Here is a 16,043-nt window from a genome sequence, read left to right on the forward strand (position 1 = left end):
AAATCTATTATCCCTATCAGTGGAAGCGTTCCTATGAAAAGATTTTTAGCTCTACTCATCACTCTTTCGGCCCTTGGATGCGCCAGAGTACAAACATTAAATCTTGAGCCCCATGAGTATTCGGAAAGGCCAGACCATATTATCTGGATTCAGGTTGCAGGTTTTTCGGAAGAGCATATTCCACTTCTGCGCTTTAACGTGGCAGAGGCCACTCATAAAACCAACCTGGAACAAGTGGATTGCGTAGGTAAAATGTGGAATTTTAACCTGTACCAGCTAAGACCTGAGGCGAGTAAGAGCTTTTTGTCGCAGATCACAGGATCAAAAAACATCAGAGGAACTTGCGAAGATTACACCGTCGTTCCTTCATGGCAATTCCTGCAAGACGTTGGCTATAGTGTCAGTGTTTTGGAAAGTGGAGCTTCTGTGGAGCAGAGTTTAGAGAAATCGTTAGGTTGCTCAAACAGTAAAATGATCGATTTAAGTAAAATGCGCTTCTATAGAATGGGGCCAGACATTGGCCCACAAAAAACGTTCCATTATCAGGACTCGCCTGATCAATCAAAAGAAACGGTTCGTCCGGGACTTTATTACGATCGCTCATGCCAAAAAGGGATTTGTTACTCAAGCCTTTCAAATAATTTTAGAACACTTTGGACGATGAATTCAAAAGATCACCGCCGCTCAGTTTTTGTGGTTCGTGATTTCAATTTCCAAAATGCACTTAAAAAGAAAGATATCAGCCTGGCGAAAGAGTCTCTCCAGGAAATCGACAGAATTGTCTCTTCAATTAAAAGTAACAAAGGTGATGACCTTTTAGTTGTCGTCAGCGGAGCAGAGTCGATGATGCTTGAATTTCCTCTACAGGGAAAAGAGTGGTCAGATTTTGAAAAGGCCGGAAAAAATCTTTATTTTAAAAACTCATCTCTTATGTCACCGGTTCTGGCAAAAGGATCAATGGCAGAAAACTTCTGCGGGATCTTTGATGAATCAGACATGTTAAAAAGAATGATTTATAAACCTGAAGATAAGAAATTCAACTGGGACAGTGTAAGTCCATTCTAGTTAGAAAATTCTTCTCTGGTTAAAAGATAGCTGGTTTTGCAGTAGTCGCATTTTGTTTCGATGCTTGATTCATCAGGAGCAAAAACGGCATCAATTCCGCTCGACCAGATGATTGAGCGAACGCCTTCAAACATTCTTTGTCTTGAACAAGTGCACTTGAATGAAACTTGTTTTGAACCAAGGAACGTTAGGCCCAGACCTTCAAAGTGAGGTTGAATATCACTTTGTTCAGTCGCACCTTTTTTGAAAAGCTCTTCTACTTTGTCTTGAATGCTCTTCCAGTATTGATCGATGTTCATGTTGTAGTTTGTTTCTACTCTGTTGACGTTGATCTCTGGAAGTTTCATCAGCATGATGCTTTGATCAGATTCCAGGGAAACATGAATAGCGCTTTTTACCTGGTATGAATCTGAAAGGATCTTGTTGACCATAGCATGGGCATCAATTTGATCCAGATTGATAATTGAAGTGTATGGATGAAGTTCACCCGGAAGAAGTTTTACGATACGGCATTTGCCTGTAATCGATTTCGGGAATTCGTTGAACTGCTCAGGCAGAAGAAGTGTTCTCATCTGACCTTGGTCGCTCATTTCAATTTTTAAGCGGAAATAAGGCTCTTCAGAATCGATGTAAACTCCCAGACCTTCGCCTGGTTTTAAGAATGAAATCATCGGTTGGAACGAAAGGATGGCATCGCGGAAATATTGAAATCCGGCACCAATGACTTCGTGAATAATCGCGAGATCATTAATTAACTTTTGACCCTCAAGGAAGTGGAGCGTGAAGCCCTCTTTTTGGTCAATAAAACTATACAATCGACTTTCTGGAAGCATAAAATAATTTTTACCAAATATTCCCGGTTTTGTCTTGGAGAAAAGCGTTGTGCTAGAAGTGGTTTTTTATGATTCCAACCAAGATTTGCTTTCCAAAATGCAAAAGGAAAGTGCTCCGCTGGTTATTTGTCCAAGCCCACTGATTGCCGACAACCTGAGAAATCTCCTTCCAGAACTTGAAATCATTACTATTTCTAAATGGACTGCTGACCATTTAAAAGGCCTGGGCCTGGTTCGCGCTAGAAAGTCAGAGCTAATGGTTAAACTTTCGGCCGTTTGGAAGCATTACTTTCCCAATGAAAAAACAGCTATTTTTCTGGAGTCATTTGAGCTTTTTACTGAACTTCGCTCATTTACTCTAAACCTGGAACTTCTGGCCGAGTTCTTTAAAGAGCTCGACGAGACCATCGTTAAATCAATTTTGGTGTTTTGGACTTACCTCGATCAGGAAAAGATCGTCGACGAGCACGCTAGTTACCAGAAGGTAACAGAATCAAAACTCCACCGTCCTATGTGGTTTGTGGGTTTTAAGCACATGAGCGGTGTGCAGTTAGATATGGTTAAGGTTTTAAGCGAAGAGCAGGAAGTTGATGTTTTTTTCCCGGCCCCTGTTTACAGTGAAGCCTTACCTAATGATTGGATTAAATGGATTTCACAAGAAGAACCTAAAGCGCGCTTAAAAGAAATGATTCCGACTCAAGTCAGTGTCCTTCCTAAGGGAAAGGGCAATGTCATTTTAAATAAATTTTTTGAAAACCATTCAGGCTACGACCTGCTTTTAGCAGGAACAAGAGTGGGGCTAGTGGGTTTCCAGGAAGCCCAAAGGAAAAATTCTTTTTTTAAAACGACAGAAGATCTTTTTGCTTCAGAGACTGAGTGGCTCATTGGGGATTTAAGACAAAAATTAAAAGACGTAAAAAGTTATACGGCCACTGAGCTCGACCTGCACCTGGACGCACTTAAAATCAGCGCGCAGGAAAAAGGAGAGTATCGCAAGTTTAAAGTGATTGACCTGGCCAAAGAAGCGCTGGCTTCTTATAGCGAATTTCAGTCACTGATTGATCACTTTGCCGTTGATATCCTGGAAATCATCGTAGGACTAAATTCTCCACGTGTGAGTTTTATTACGCTGGAAGAAGAAATCCAAAGATCGTTTTTAGATATGAACGCTTTGAATTTTAGGAATGATCAAAAGCCTCTTGCTGTTTTGGCCACAGGAAGTCTTGGAGGCTTTAGGGCCAATGAAAAGATTTTAAGTGAAGCTATGACCAAGGCCTTAAGGGCCATTGGGCCAATTAAGCGTGCGGGATTGGAATTTTTATTTCACAAATATGAGCTCCTTTCTGTTTTAGGGCATCCAGAAACAATTCTTTTAATTGAAGAGCAGGTTTTAGAAACGGATCTTTCATGGCGAGAAGTTCTTAAGAACTTTGATGTTCAGGATTTAGACCTGGGGGTGAAGTACTCTATTAAAAAGATCCATGAGTACTTGCTTCCCAAAATGAAAGAAGGGCCTTTTACTCAAAAGACTTTTTCGGCTTCTAAGCTTCAGACCTTTATTGATTGCCCACAGAAATTTTATTTCACGCACATTGAGAAAATTGATAACCGCCCAATGGAGAGAGCAAGCCTGGGTCCTGATGAATTAGGAAATCTAGAGCACCAGATTATTGCAGATTATTTTTCAGGGATTGCTTCTAATATCACCGAAGAGATCAAGCTTGATTTGCATCAGGCGATTTGTGTGAAGGTTTTCAATGAATACCTCGCAACCAGCAAGCTGGTTTTAACAGAAACCGAAAAGGCGAGAAGTTATAACGAGATCATGCATTATACCTGGAATGGGATTGTCTTTTTATTAGACCTTATTCGCCTTAAAAATATCACTACAATTAAATTTGAGGTCCCGCTGGGGCAGAATCCATGGAACCTTCACGGTTCTATCGACTGCTTGATGATTTCCTCAGATAACAAAGTCAGCATTTTGGATTTTAAAAGATCAAGCAGTGCGGCCGGAACTAAAACAGAGACGGTAGAGTTTAAGAAAATTCAGTTATGGGTTTATCTTCTAGTGCTAAAACATCAAGGTCATGAGATCGATGCTTTCGGTTATTTAAACTTAAGTGACCTGACAGATGATAAATTATTTTTTGATACTGATGAGGCCCAGAAACTTTTGGGGTCTTCGTTGGAGAGTGTGGCGGGAGTCGTGGAGACGGCGATTGCAGATATTCAGGCCATGAAAGTTTTCCGTCCTAATCCCAGAGAGAATAAGGTTTGCCATTTCTGTCCGGTGAACTTGTTTTGTCTAAAAGGAGGAACTTGTGAGTCTTAATTCAGGCGCAAAGTCTCCAAACGCAGAACAGAAAATTGCCATTCACCACGAAGGAGGAAAAATCCTTTCTGCCGGTGCAGGGTCGGGGAAAACCTTTGTTCTGATTGAGCACATCATTACCTGGCTGGATAACTTGAGGGTAAAGACACCGTCATCGGAATGGCTCCATGTCGTTCCTTTCCAATTGCCTAAGCTCGTTTTAATGACGTTTACTAAAAAGGCCGCAGGAGAAATGTCGATTCGTATGATGAAGAGAATCGATGATTTGTGTGAAAATGCTTCAGATGCAAAAACTCTAGAGTTTTGGTCTCTTATCAGACAATATCTTTCGATGATGAATATCACGACGATTTCATCTTTTTGTCATCAGCTTTTATCTCAAGGATATTTTGCTGATGTCGGTAACGATATTCAGATTTTAAGCAGCGTCGAGTTTAAAAATAAAATCTCAAACCTTTTTAACTTGTGGTTTATTTCCAAAAATAATCGTTTGAATCAAATCTTCCAGGCGAATTCACAGGCCTTAATCGGAGCGATGATTGAAATCTATAACTCGCCAGAATTGAGGCTGATGTGGAAAGAGCCATTAGTTAAGACTTCTCCAGAAAAAGAACTGGAATCATTTATCACAGATTTGATTTCGACACTGGATCTGGAAGAATTTCTTGCTTCGTCAGTAGATGTAAATGCTGATGCCAAAGAAAGAGAGAAAGGATGGTTTGTCTTTCTTCAAAGTTATGACGAACTTTATTCAAGACTTGGAAGCTTTAAGGCCCAGAACTTTCGTGAATATGCCCAGTGGGCCCTTAGTGTAGGAACTCTTCCCCGCGAAGTTAAAGCGATGAATGAAGACCAAAAATACGCTCTGGAAAAACTAAAGACTTTAGTTAAAGAATTAAGAGATATTCATGAAGACTTGACCAACTTTATTGATCACTACGATATTTATTGGTCGTGGGTTGAGACTTTTAAAGAAGTTTACAACTTTATTGATGAAAACTACTTTTTGGAAAAAGGTTTTGCTTTTTCCGATCTGGAGTACTTTGCCTGCGTAGGGCTTAGACATCCACAAATCAGAGAAAAGATTAAAAAGAACTACGACTATTTTATTGTCGATGAGTTCCAGGATACCTCTTCAGTTCAATATGAAATTATTAAGCACCTGGTAGGCGATAATCACCAGAGACTCTTTTGTGTTGGGGATAAAAAACAGGCGATCTACGGTTTTAGAGGTGGAGAGCTCCTGGTTTTTAACCAATGTTCAGAAATGTTGGGAACTGAAAATAATATCTGGTTAAAAAATAACTTCAGGTCTTTTGGAAAAGTCATCAAGTTCAATAACCATTTTTTTGAAACGGTTTTTCCATTAGGTTATGGGTTTGAAGGACAAGATCCGAATACAGTTTTAATGGAGCCTCAGACGATTCCAGAGATTAAAAATACTCTAGGACAGGTTGAGCGCTTTAAGACAGAGATTGAAGGATTAGAGAGCGATAAAAAACTCGATCTGGATTTTTATGAAGCTGAAGCCCTCTATGAAATTATCCGCGAGCTTTTAAATCGCGATGATATGCAAAGTGTCTGTGTGCTTTACCGCAAACTTCGTCCAAGTGCGCTTCTTTTAGATTTATTAGCTGAGAATGAAGTGGCCTTTAGTGCCCAAGTTAAAGTGCAGTATGCTGAAGACCCGATCATCAATTTATTTTTAAGGGCCATTGAGTTAAAGCTTAATGCCAACGAAGAAAAGAAACTTCGTTCAACTCATTTCCTGCTTAATTCACTTCTGGAAGTGTTGAACGTAAAGAGCACTGCCCGAGAAATCGAAGAAAAATTCCTTGGCGATCTTGCCATCTTAGGATTGCGCCTGGCCTTCCATAAACTGGTTTATTCGCTGGGAATTAGCAATTCACAGTACCAGGAAAACAGTGCGCTGATTGATTCTATCTGCCGCGTTTGTAATGAAGATCCAATTAAGGTTTTTCACTTGCTTTCAACTGAAAGTGAAGAACAGTACTCACTTGAATTAATGAATGGGGCAAGAGCTAAAAGAGTTATTATTATGTCTGCCCACGCTTCAAAAGGGTTGGAGTTTGATGCCGTTCTTTTAGGTGGGATTCATAGCAATGGGTTGCAGATGGGAAAGACTGAAACTGTTGGTAAGCTGCCAAAAAGTTTTAGATGGAAGAAAGCCTATAATCAAAAGAAATTTTATAAATCACCTGTTTATTATTACGAAGCAGAACTAGACCGCGCTAAAGAATTCTCTGAAAGTAAAAGGCTTCTCTATGTAGCCTGTACGCGTGCAGTGAAATACTTAGGTTGGGTTGACCTGTGGGCCAATATTGACGGAAAAGAAAAGCAACTTTCACCCGGGAGCAATCACTGGATTAGAGCGATGAGACTTGCTCCGGCTTCAGATGTTTTAACAGAAAGAACCCTGAGCCTGGGAAAAAATACGATTCATCAAGAAGTCGATATCCCCATTATTCTCAAAGATTCACTTGGGTTAATTGCCTCTGAAGAAAAAACAAAACTTGGGGTGTTTGCAGAGACATCTGTAACTAGACTTGCTCAATTAGCTCAGTGCCCATTTAAATTTTACCTTTCTAATATTTGTAAAATTCCAGCTCCCGGAATTGATAAACAACTATTCTTAAAACTTGATGAAGAAGAGGCCATTGAAGCGGAAGAAGTGTTTTATTCTTCAATGGAGCGCGGAACGAAAGTGCATGCGCACCTTTCGAAGTTGCTTCTCAATCAGATGACTCTTGATCAAGTCAACGGCGCTGATAAAGAAAAAATAGAGTGGGCATTTAAAGAGGCCAATAATATTTCCAACGGAAAAAATGTTATCAGTGAAAAGCAGATTAAGTTTTCTCTTTTTGGACAAATGATTTCAGGAACACCGGATTTAATTTTTGAAGATCAGGACTCAGTTGTTGTTTGGGATTTCAAAACGGGTCTTCGCGATGAGAAGAATGAAGAAAGCTATTGGTTCCAGTTGATGTGTTATGGGTACGCATATGCAAAGCTGAAGTATTTTACTCCGGAAAAAATGATCCCCCTCTCATTGGTTTACGTCGATGAAAAAAAGTTGGTGAACAAAACTATGAGTCTTGCCCAAATTTCTCAAATTCTCTTTGAGAACTGGACAAAAACAGAGTCGCTTAATCAAGTTAATTTGAATCACTGCTCGGCCTGTGACTACTCATCAATGTGCATCCACTATAAAAGAACTGCCACGAGTTGCGAGACATAGGTCCTGTGTTAAAATAGTACTAAATTCTAGACCTTGGATAGACTTTAGGAAATTTTAAAAGCAGGATGCGTATGAAATCAAAAGTTTTGGCTTCTCTAGTTCTTTTCTCATTAACTTTCACAACAAATTTATTCGCCAGTGAAAAAGACATTTACGAATTTTCATGGCTTGATCCGGATAAAGAAGTTTTCGTTCTTCAAAACAGAAAATTTAGAAAGGCCAATCACGCCCATATTAACGTAGGTGGGGGGATCACAACTTCTGGTGCATTCGTTGATTCAACAGCAATCCAGGGACGTGCAGGATACTTCTTCACGGAAGACTATGGTTTTGAAGTTCTATACTCAAAGAACTCAGGGAAAGAAAACGAAACAGCAAAAGGTGTTCGTAACTCAGGTGGTGGGGGAACTGGTACAACTCCATTTAGAAGAATTGTCGACAGCTACATGGGAGCAATGTTTCTTTGGTCACCGTTTTACAGCAAGATCAATACATTCAACAAGATCGTTTACATGGACTGGATTTTTGGTCTTGGATACGCTCAGTTAAAAGAGAAAAATAACAAGCTTCGTTTCACTCAAGGGCAAACAGCTGAAGGGATTGAAACAGAAGAAACACACAGCGGGATCATGTGGTCTGCTGGTCTTAAGTTTTATATCAACGAAAGTTTCAGCGTGAGAACTGACTTAACAGCGGTTCACTATAGCGCAGACAATATTTCAACTTCGGGATCAAGCTATAAGTCGAACTTTGATGCGACGGCGTCTATTGGTTACACATTCTAAGTTTTTAGGGAGAAGTGAAAATGAAAAGATCATGTTTAATACTTTTCTTCCTGGCCCTTGGAATGAATGCCCATGCTTCAATTCAAGGTGCAAGAAGAATCTATCAAGCGGGTGATAAGTCCCGCTACCCGCAACTGGCCGCAGAGCTGGTGCAAGACAAAATGTATTTCAGTGCTATTCCTTTTATTAAGGAGTACATGGCCTCAACAAATAGAGTCAACGATGCAGCTCTTGATAAGGTTCTTGATGAACTTATCACGCAGGTTGGGGTAAAGCAGTTTGAGGTTCTTCCAGCGAACATTCTGGAGAAATCAAATGCACCAACAATCCGTTACATTCTGGCAAGAAAGGCTTTCCGCCAAGGGAAGTTTGATCAGGCGCTTAAGTATCTTGACCGTAAGATCGAAGACTGGCATCCGGTAAAACCATTTGCTCTTCTGCTAGAAGGGAGTGCTTACTCTGTAAGCAAAAGAGAGGATAAAGCGGCCGGAGTCTTTAGAGAGTGTATCGAAGTTGCAGAATCTCAAATTAAAAAAGAAAGCAACAAAGACCGTATCAGACAGCTGAATATCACTCGCGATTATTGTGTGGTGGGTATTCCTCGTTCTCAGTTTGCTTTAGCTAAGTTTGACCTGGCCTATTCATCTTACCTGGATCTTCCGAAGTCATCTTATATCTGGCCGGAAATCCTGTTTGAAGAAGCATGGAACAGCTTTTATCAAAAAGATTACAACCGTACTCTAGGGAAGCTTGTAACATACAAGGCGCCAGTCTTTAGCTACACTTTTAATCCTGAGATTGAAGTTCTAAAGGCGCTTTCTTATATGGAAATGTGTCTATGGGATGATTCAAAGAAAACGGTAGAAGATTTCTATACTTATTATGAAACTGCCAACATTGGATACAAGAAGTTCATTGATTCTCTTGGTAAAGATTACCGTCAGTACTACCTTTTGGTTAAAGACCGCGAAGAAGGAAAGTATAGAGAGAATAAAATCCTAAGTACGGCGCTGGCTTCTATTGGGAAAGACCCGGCTTACCTGGAGCTTTACAACTCGTTTAACAATGGACGTGATGAAATTGAAAGATTAAAAGGTCTTCCAAATGATGCGCTAAAGGGAGCTTTAAACGAAAACCTTCGCGAGTCTCTAAGCTTACAAAGAAACCTGATCGGAAGTTATATCCGCGGACAGCTTCAATTATATGCTGCTCAAGTCGTGCGTGCTTTCGAAGATATGAGTTATATCAAGCTGGAAGTTTTATCGAAGAGAAAAACAGAGTTATACGAAGACATCTCTATCGGCGGTGATGGCCGAGCAAGAGGGAACGTCGCTCACTTACGTAGAACAGATAAACAATACTTTTGGACATTTAATGGCGAGTTCTGGGCCGATGAACTTGGTGACTATGTATTCTCGCTTAAATCGGAATGTAAGTAATGATGAAAAGAAAAATGCTACTCTCGTTTTGTTTAGGACTTTTTTTAACAAACTCTCTGGTCATCAAAGAGGCGAAGGCTGATGTTGAGCAAAGAAGAGCTGAGTTAATTAAGGTTTTAGATGAAGAACTTCGCGAGGTCACTCGTCTTAATAAACAAGTCGGTGCAAAAAGACCGGATCTAATGCTACGCATGGCCCAAGTTCTTTTAGAAAAGGCCCGTTTGTTAAAAGATCAGGAAAACCAAAAGTACCTTGAAGTTCCTGCGGCCCAAAGAGAGAAAGGCAGCAAAGATGAGTATTTTAAAGAATCGCGCCGTTATTTTGACCAAGCTCAAAAAACAGTTTTAGTTCTTTTAAAGAACTTTAAAAAATTTGATGAGAAAGGCGATGCTTACTATATCCTGGCATACAACGCCAAGGAACTAAAACAAGAAGAACAGTCGAGAAAGTTCTTCCAGAAAGCTCTGGAAGAATCAAAAAGTAATTCAGTGATTGCTGATAAATCGCGCATTGCTCTTGCTGAAATTTATTTCAACAAAGGATCATTTGATAAATCAATGAACCTTTATGAAACGGCACTTAAGACAAAAAGAGATAAGTGGTGGACGAAAGATGCTTTCAACCTAGCTTGGTCTTATTTCAAAATGGGTCGTCACGACAAAGCGATTGATGTCATGACAGAGTCATATGAACTCTCTAAAAATCCCAAATACATCGATATGACAAAAAGTATCGAGCGCGACCTGGCCTTCTTTTATACAGAAGCTGGGAAATCGAATGAGGCGATTGCCTTCTACAAAAAGAATGGTAAATCAGTTTCAGACGTTATGTTAAAAGTAGGAAAGTACCTTAAGTCGCAAGGGAAATTCGCCGCGGCCGAGAAGACTTTAAGTGATGCTCTTCAGTACAAAACAAGTGAAAAGGAAGAAAACGATATTAATATCGAACTTATCAGCTTGTATGAAAAGTTTGGTCGCGATCAAAAGCATCTGGAAACAAGCCGTGCTTTAACCAGTCAATTCTCAAAAGGGAATTTAAGCCCGGATCAAATTGAGATCCTGAAATTTAACGTTGAAAAAATGTCTGCGCTTATCCAACAGCAGCTGGTGGCCAAGACTTATGAAAACCAAAAAGAGATTCGCACGAAAAAAGCAGAAGCTGCCAATGAATATTTCATGATGAGCGCTCTTCTTTCTCCTGAGAAATCTCAAATGGCCTACTTCCATACAGGGGAGACGTACTTTGCTATCGGCGAGTATGATAAAGCAGTTCCTCTTTATGCAGAATCAATTAAGCGTTCACAGGCCAACAAAGACAAAAAGACTGAGGAATTGGCGAGTAACGCTCTGATGGTTTCTCTTGGGAAAAATGTAAGCAAAAAAACATCGGAAGACTATCTAATTCCAGCTTATGAAGGATTCCTGGCCGTTAACCCAAAAGGTGAGAAATCGAGTGTTGTTTATCAGCGTTTATTCTCAACTCAAATGGGGAAAAAGGATATTGCTGGGGCTGAAAAAACACTTATTAACTACAAGTCAAACTTTCCAGCTGAATCTGAAACTCAGGAAAAAATGCTAGCGCAGGTAATGGACTTCCATAAAGACACCGGCAACAAAGCCGCACTTCTTGGATGGGCAAAAAGAATTGAATCAAATGAATTCAAAGTTAACCCTGAGTACGGCCAAAAAGTTAAGACACTTATGCTGGGAATGCAGTTTGAGAAAGTTGAACAGGCCAGTATCAAAGGAGATAAGCGTGGAGCTCTAAAAGGCTACCTGCAAATCTATAAATCACCAGAGACAGACAAAGAAGCTAAAAAGACAGCTGCTTATAACATCGCCGTTTTATTCTACGAGACAGGTGAGTGGAAGCAAATGTATGGATGGGCAGACCGCGCCGCTGTCATGATGGAGCCGGCAGAAATCGTGAAATTTGAAAAAGATTTTATTCTTTTTACAACTGACCTTTTCCAAAGACGCCAGTTTGCTGAATCAGCGGCCTTAAGCGAGAAGATCTTTGATAAAATTTGTACGACGAATTCAAAAAATATCAAAACTTACTTTAAAAACGCCAACGTTATTTACCTGGCAGACAGACAGTTTGATAAGAGCTTAAACCTTCTGGCAAAAGCTCCAAAATGTGGTCTAGGAAATGATGTTGTCCTTCCTGGTTACCTCGATCACTTAAATGAGCTGGCAGCAGCTAGCAAGTGGGGATCGTTTAATGAAGTGATCAAAAAACTGGAAGCGACAAAAGAAATGTGGCCTCAGTTAATTTACCCATCAAGTCTTCTTGCTAACGAGTTGGAAAATATCGGTAGAGTAGAAGATGCTGGAAAAGTAAGAAGCAAAATGCTGACTTATTTTGAAACAGCTAAAAAATCTAAAATGGATGTTCCACTTGAAGGTCTGGATGCGATTGCGCTTATTCGCTTAAACGCATTGGAAGACCAGGTGAAGAGATTAAATTCAGTGAGACTTGCTTTCCCGGAAGCTGAGTATAACAAGAATTTAAAAAACAAATTTGTGATGCTGGATAAGATTACAACTGAAGCGATCTCGATTGCTGAACTTGGTTCAGGGATTGGTATCGTAAAAGCTTACCGCTACATCGTAGAAGCTCACGAAGGACTGCAAAAAGAGATCACTGAGTTTACACCTCCAGGAAAATCTCCTGAGTACGTGTCGTCTTTCCAAAAAGGGATGCAAAAGTTAGCAAGCCCGCTAGATAAACAAGCGCAGGATTTCAGAGAAACAGCTATTAAGAAAATCGAAAAGGAAAACATTCTGTCTTCAGACAACGGATGGTTCCTGGTTAAAAATGATGCAATTATTCCAGAGTACTACAATGAAAAAGGAAACGCTCTGATGGATAAGGCAGGTGCGAAATGAAAAAACTATTACCACTACTTCTCATTCTTTCAGCGTGTTCGACAACATCGAATGTCTCTCGCGAAATCGCTTCTTCTAAAAGAGGAGTGAGCTCAGCCGAAGAGGATTTTTCGTGGGTAGAGCAGTTAGACTTCGATAAGAAGAAAGAAGAAAAATACAATGCTGATAAAGATGAATTTGATTTCTCTTCATCGGATGAGTCATCATATGCACTAGTGAAAGAGTCTCTGGGGTCTTTAGCTCCAGCAAAACTTGAAGAAGCACTAAAAGGAAATGATGATCCTTTAACTGTGATGAATATTAAGTGTTATCAAGGTAAATACGACGAAGCTTTAAAAATTGCTGACGATCAGTATACAAAATTTAAGAACAACACGAGTTACTGGAATCAATTAGGAACTTGTTACTTCTTAAAATCTGATTATGCGAAAGCGATTCTTTTCTACAATAAGTCGCGCGACCTAGACAGCAAGTATATCCCACCGGTCAACAACCTTGGTGTTGTTTACCAAAAGCAAGGGAAATACCAGAAAGCTCTTGCGGCCTTTAAGCTGGCTTCAGATTTAAATACATTTGCAGTGACTCCAACTTATAACCTGGCACAGTTGTATCTGCGTTTTGGAACTGTTGGAAAAGCTCTTCCTATTTTTCAAGGACTACAAAAGCGCAGTCCAAAAGATGTGGAGGTAGGATCAGCACTAGCGTCTGCTTATTTGATCAAAGGTGATTATCAGAGCGCTGTAGATATCTACGGTAAGTTTGATAAAGCGACACTCGCTACTCCTTCTGTTGGATTAAATTATGCTGTCGCTCTAAAGCTACTCAATCGTCCGATTGATGCTCAGACTGTTTTATCAAACGTCTCAAGCCCATCGGGTCCTATTAGTGAATACGCTCAAAAAGTAGAAAGATTTATCAGGAATTAAAATATGAAAACACTATTTATTGCACTTCTTCTTTCATCTAGCACTCTTTTCGCTCAGGACGATATCGCCGGAGAAGGAAAAAGTGGAAACAAAAAAGTCATTTACACATACAAGCAGTATGAGAAGTTTGATTTTGATGACCTGAACATTGAAGGGGACACGGGAGCGCCAAGCGATATCTCGATTTCACCTATCCATGAAAAGCGCTTCACGAACCGCCTTCCTTACAGAAAGTCCTTCACAATGGAAATCAAGAAGGGAATCGAGCGCGTTCGCTAGTACACTTAGCTCTGACATCCTTTGTTGGCAGGGTCTTAGGTCCTGCCAAACCGCATTTCAAGACCTTAGACCTGACCCACGGTTAAATTCGGATCATCAGTTATACTAGTCCCATGAACGTGTTAAAGAACATTTCTGGTTTACAACTGACCCGAGTGAAAATGGCATTGCTTCTGGCCTTTAGTACTCTCTTGCTATGCCAGCTTTTAATAGGGTTCAAATCATTTGATGATTATTTGATTGTGTTCGTTTACGTGCTTTTCTTAAACGATCTCTACATCAAATTACGAAAGCCAGACTTAATCTTTTATCAGGATGAGAGAATCAAGCGCTCAATTATGTCGATCGTCTTCCTGGTTCTTTTTAGCTTACCTTTCTTGCTCGATGTCTTTAATGTTAACGATGCCTTCCGCGGCTTTATTTACCGCGTAGGTTTTATGTTATGGGCACAGGTATTCTTGCTTGATGCTTTTATGAACTATCGCCAGACGCATTCAAAACAGTGGCTTTTGATTACTAATATGGCGGCGCTGTTTATTGTGATGGGTGCGATTTATTAATTCTTAAGAACGATCATTTTTGAACAAAAAAAAAGCTCCTGTTACGGAGCTTTTTTATTATGTTTGAATGACTACTTATTATAGTTTTCAGGAAACAATGAGCGCTCAATACCTTCGATAAAGATATGGATGCACTTAATGTGAACTTCTTGAATGCGATCGCTGACGTTTGATTCAACGATAAGTGGAACATCCACCATGTCTTTTAGCTTTCCACCGCCTTTTCCAAGAAGGCCGATAACTTTCATGCCTTTTTTCTTAGCAGCTTCTACAGCAAGAAGAACGTTAGGTGAGTTTCCAGAAGTAGAGATTGCAAGTAAAACGTCGCCTTTATTTCCCCAAGCTTCTACGTAGCGAGAGAAAACGAAGTCGTACCCGTAATCGTTTGAAACACAAGTTAGGTGAGAAGGATCGTTGATGGCCATGGCCGCTAGAGGCTTTCTTTCTTTTCTAAATCTTCCAGTAAGCTCTTCAGCGAAGTGCATAGCATCGCACATAGAGCCGCCGTTTCCACAACTAAACATTCTGCCGTCGTTTTTATAAGAATCAACCATTAGATTGATGGCCTTATTGATTAATTCAACGTTGCCTTTGTTATCAACAAACGCATTAAGAACTTTCTGTGCATCTTGTAGCGACTCTAGTGCAAACATAAATTACGCCATCTCTTCAAGTGATTTTTTAATTTCGTCTTTTGCTTGAACTCCAACTAGAGTTTTAGCAGCTTGACCGTTTTTGAAGAAGATCATCGTTGGGATTCCGCGGATTCCGTATTTCTGAGCAAGCTCAGGGTTGTCATCAACGTTAACTTTTACGATTTGAGCTTTTTCACCTAATTCACGAGCAACGTCGTCAAGTATTGGTCCAAGTACGCGACAAGGTCCACACCACTCAGCCCAGAAATCTACTAAAACTGGTTTATCTGCTTTTAATACATCTGACTCGAAGTGTGCTACGTCTGTTTTATTTACTGATCCCATGAGGAACTCCTTTTTGTTGTAAGATTCATTCTACATTAAGTCGTAAGGTGGTGAAAATGAAAAAATATCATGCCTCGCATACACCCTGGTTTCGCTCTTGTAACTCTTAGGCGTAAACAAGGGTTTTTCTTTGCTTTTTCTTGGGTGTGTCACTAAGATTGATTTATGGATAGAAAATATCTATTGGAAAAAGCGATAAGAGTCGCCAAATTAACTCGTCTCATAGCCAAGGCCATCGACCTGTTTATCGTGGCCTGTTTTTCTATTTGGTTTTTTCCATTGGGTGTTGTTCTGGGAATTATCTACATGTCGCTGTGTGACGGTATGAGTAATGGACAGTCAGCTGGAAAGAAGTTTATGGGATTTGCCGTAAAATCTTTGGAAGATGGTTCTCCTTGTTCATACAAACAATCAGTGATTAGAAATTTGCCTTTTACGTTGCCACTTTTAGTCGCTCTTTTGCTTCCGGTTATCGGCTGGATTTTAGGAGCGATTCTTGCGGTTGTGCTTATTGGTTTTGAACTTTATCTCCTTTACAATCTCGACTCGGGACATCGTCTCGGCGACGTAATGGCAGACACTTCTGTCATGGCCAACGACGATAATTTTGCTGGAGTCAAAAATCGAAAGACAAGTTGGTTCACATCGAATACAACTGGTTCTATCTAGTTTTTTAGCTCAATCATTCAGG

General features: G+C 40.1%; 13 protein-coding genes. 10 read left to right on the top strand and 3 right to left on the bottom strand.

What is annotated here, in order from left to right; all coding sequences use genetic code 11:
- Nucleotides 1-33 precede the first annotated feature (33 nt).
- Nucleotides 34-1,065, top strand: coding sequence for a hypothetical protein (locus tag AC6JA8_RS01345; protein WP_497975420.1), 1,032 nt, complete (start codon nt 34-36; stop codon nt 1,063-1,065).
- On the opposite strand, the gene AC6JA8_RS01350 is transcribed toward AC6JA8_RS01345, so the two are convergent.
- Nucleotides 1,062-1,898, bottom strand: a complete 837-nt coding sequence (locus tag AC6JA8_RS01350) for an Hsp33 family molecular chaperone HslO (RefSeq protein WP_497975421.1) — start codon at nt 1,896-1,898, stop codon at nt 1,062-1,064. The two genes, AC6JA8_RS01345 and AC6JA8_RS01350, sit on opposite strands and share 4 nt — an antisense overlap.
- Before the next feature lie 97 nt (nt 1,899-1,995).
- Between AC6JA8_RS01350 and AC6JA8_RS01355 the strand changes: the two genes are divergently transcribed.
- The 8 genes from AC6JA8_RS01355 to AC6JA8_RS01390 all read left to right on the top strand — a co-directional run bounded on the left by AC6JA8_RS01355 (nt 1,996) and on the right by AC6JA8_RS01390 (nt 14,372).
- On the top strand, nt 1,996-4,233 hold the full coding sequence (locus AC6JA8_RS01355; RefSeq protein WP_497975422.1) for a PD-(D/E)XK nuclease family protein: 2,238 nt from the start codon (nt 1,996-1,998) through the stop codon (nt 4,231-4,233).
- Nucleotides 4,223-7,492 carry a UvrD-helicase domain-containing protein gene (locus AC6JA8_RS01360; protein ID WP_497975423.1) on the top strand — a complete coding sequence of 1,090 codons (3,270 nt, stop codon included), beginning with the start codon at nt 4,223-4,225 and terminating at the stop codon, nt 7,490-7,492. The genes AC6JA8_RS01355 and AC6JA8_RS01360 overlap by 11 nt, the downstream gene beginning before the upstream one ends.
- A 71-nt stretch (nt 7,493-7,563) precedes the next feature.
- On the top strand, nt 7,564-8,277 hold the full coding sequence (locus tag AC6JA8_RS01365) for an outer membrane beta-barrel domain-containing protein (RefSeq protein ID WP_491633717.1): 714 nt from the start codon (nt 7,564-7,566) through the stop codon (nt 8,275-8,277).
- A 20-nt stretch (nt 8,278-8,297) separates the two neighbouring features.
- Nucleotides 8,298-9,716: a tetratricopeptide repeat protein gene (locus tag AC6JA8_RS01370; protein ID WP_497975424.1), complete on the top strand. Its 1,419-nt coding sequence runs from the start codon at nt 8,298-8,300 to the stop codon at nt 9,714-9,716.
- On the top strand, nt 9,716-12,607 hold the full coding sequence (locus AC6JA8_RS01375; protein WP_497975425.1) for a tetratricopeptide repeat protein: 2,892 nt from the start codon (nt 9,716-9,718) through the stop codon (nt 12,605-12,607). Before AC6JA8_RS01370 ends, AC6JA8_RS01375 begins: the two co-directional genes overlap by 1 nt.
- Nucleotides 12,604-13,533 carry a tetratricopeptide repeat protein gene (locus tag AC6JA8_RS01380; RefSeq protein ID WP_497975426.1) on the top strand — a complete coding sequence of 310 codons (930 nt, stop codon included), beginning with the start codon at nt 12,604-12,606 and terminating at the stop codon, nt 13,531-13,533. The genes AC6JA8_RS01375 and AC6JA8_RS01380 overlap by 4 nt, the downstream gene beginning before the upstream one ends.
- A 3-nt stretch (nt 13,534-13,536) precedes the next feature.
- Nucleotides 13,537-13,812 (top strand): hypothetical protein, encoded by a 276-nt coding sequence (locus tag AC6JA8_RS01385; protein WP_497975427.1) that lies wholly within the window; start codon nt 13,537-13,539, stop codon nt 13,810-13,812.
- Between the two features lie 113 nt (nt 13,813-13,925).
- Complete coding sequence (locus tag AC6JA8_RS01390) at nt 13,926-14,372, top strand: hypothetical protein (protein WP_497975428.1); 447 nt, start codon at nt 13,926-13,928, stop codon at nt 14,370-14,372.
- A 71-nt stretch (nt 14,373-14,443) separates the two neighbouring features.
- Here the strand turns inward: AC6JA8_RS01390 and gmhA are convergent, their stop codons facing one another.
- Nucleotides 14,444-15,025 carry a D-sedoheptulose 7-phosphate isomerase gene (gmhA, locus tag AC6JA8_RS01395; RefSeq protein ID WP_497975429.1) on the bottom strand — a complete coding sequence of 194 codons (582 nt, stop codon included), beginning with the start codon at nt 15,023-15,025 and terminating at the stop codon, nt 14,444-14,446.
- A 3-nt stretch (nt 15,026-15,028) separates the two neighbouring features.
- Nucleotides 15,029-15,352, bottom strand: a complete 324-nt coding sequence (gene trxA / locus AC6JA8_RS01400) for a thioredoxin (RefSeq protein WP_497975430.1) — start codon at nt 15,350-15,352, stop codon at nt 15,029-15,031.
- Between the two features lie 165 nt (nt 15,353-15,517).
- On the opposite strand from trxA, the gene AC6JA8_RS01405 reads away from it, so the two are divergent.
- Nucleotides 15,518-16,021 carry an RDD family protein gene (locus tag AC6JA8_RS01405; protein ID WP_497975431.1) on the top strand — a complete coding sequence of 168 codons (504 nt, stop codon included), beginning with the start codon at nt 15,518-15,520 and terminating at the stop codon, nt 16,019-16,021.
- Nucleotides 16,022-16,043 lie beyond the last annotated feature (22 nt).

Source organism: Bacteriovorax sp. HI3, from assembly GCF_059738875.1.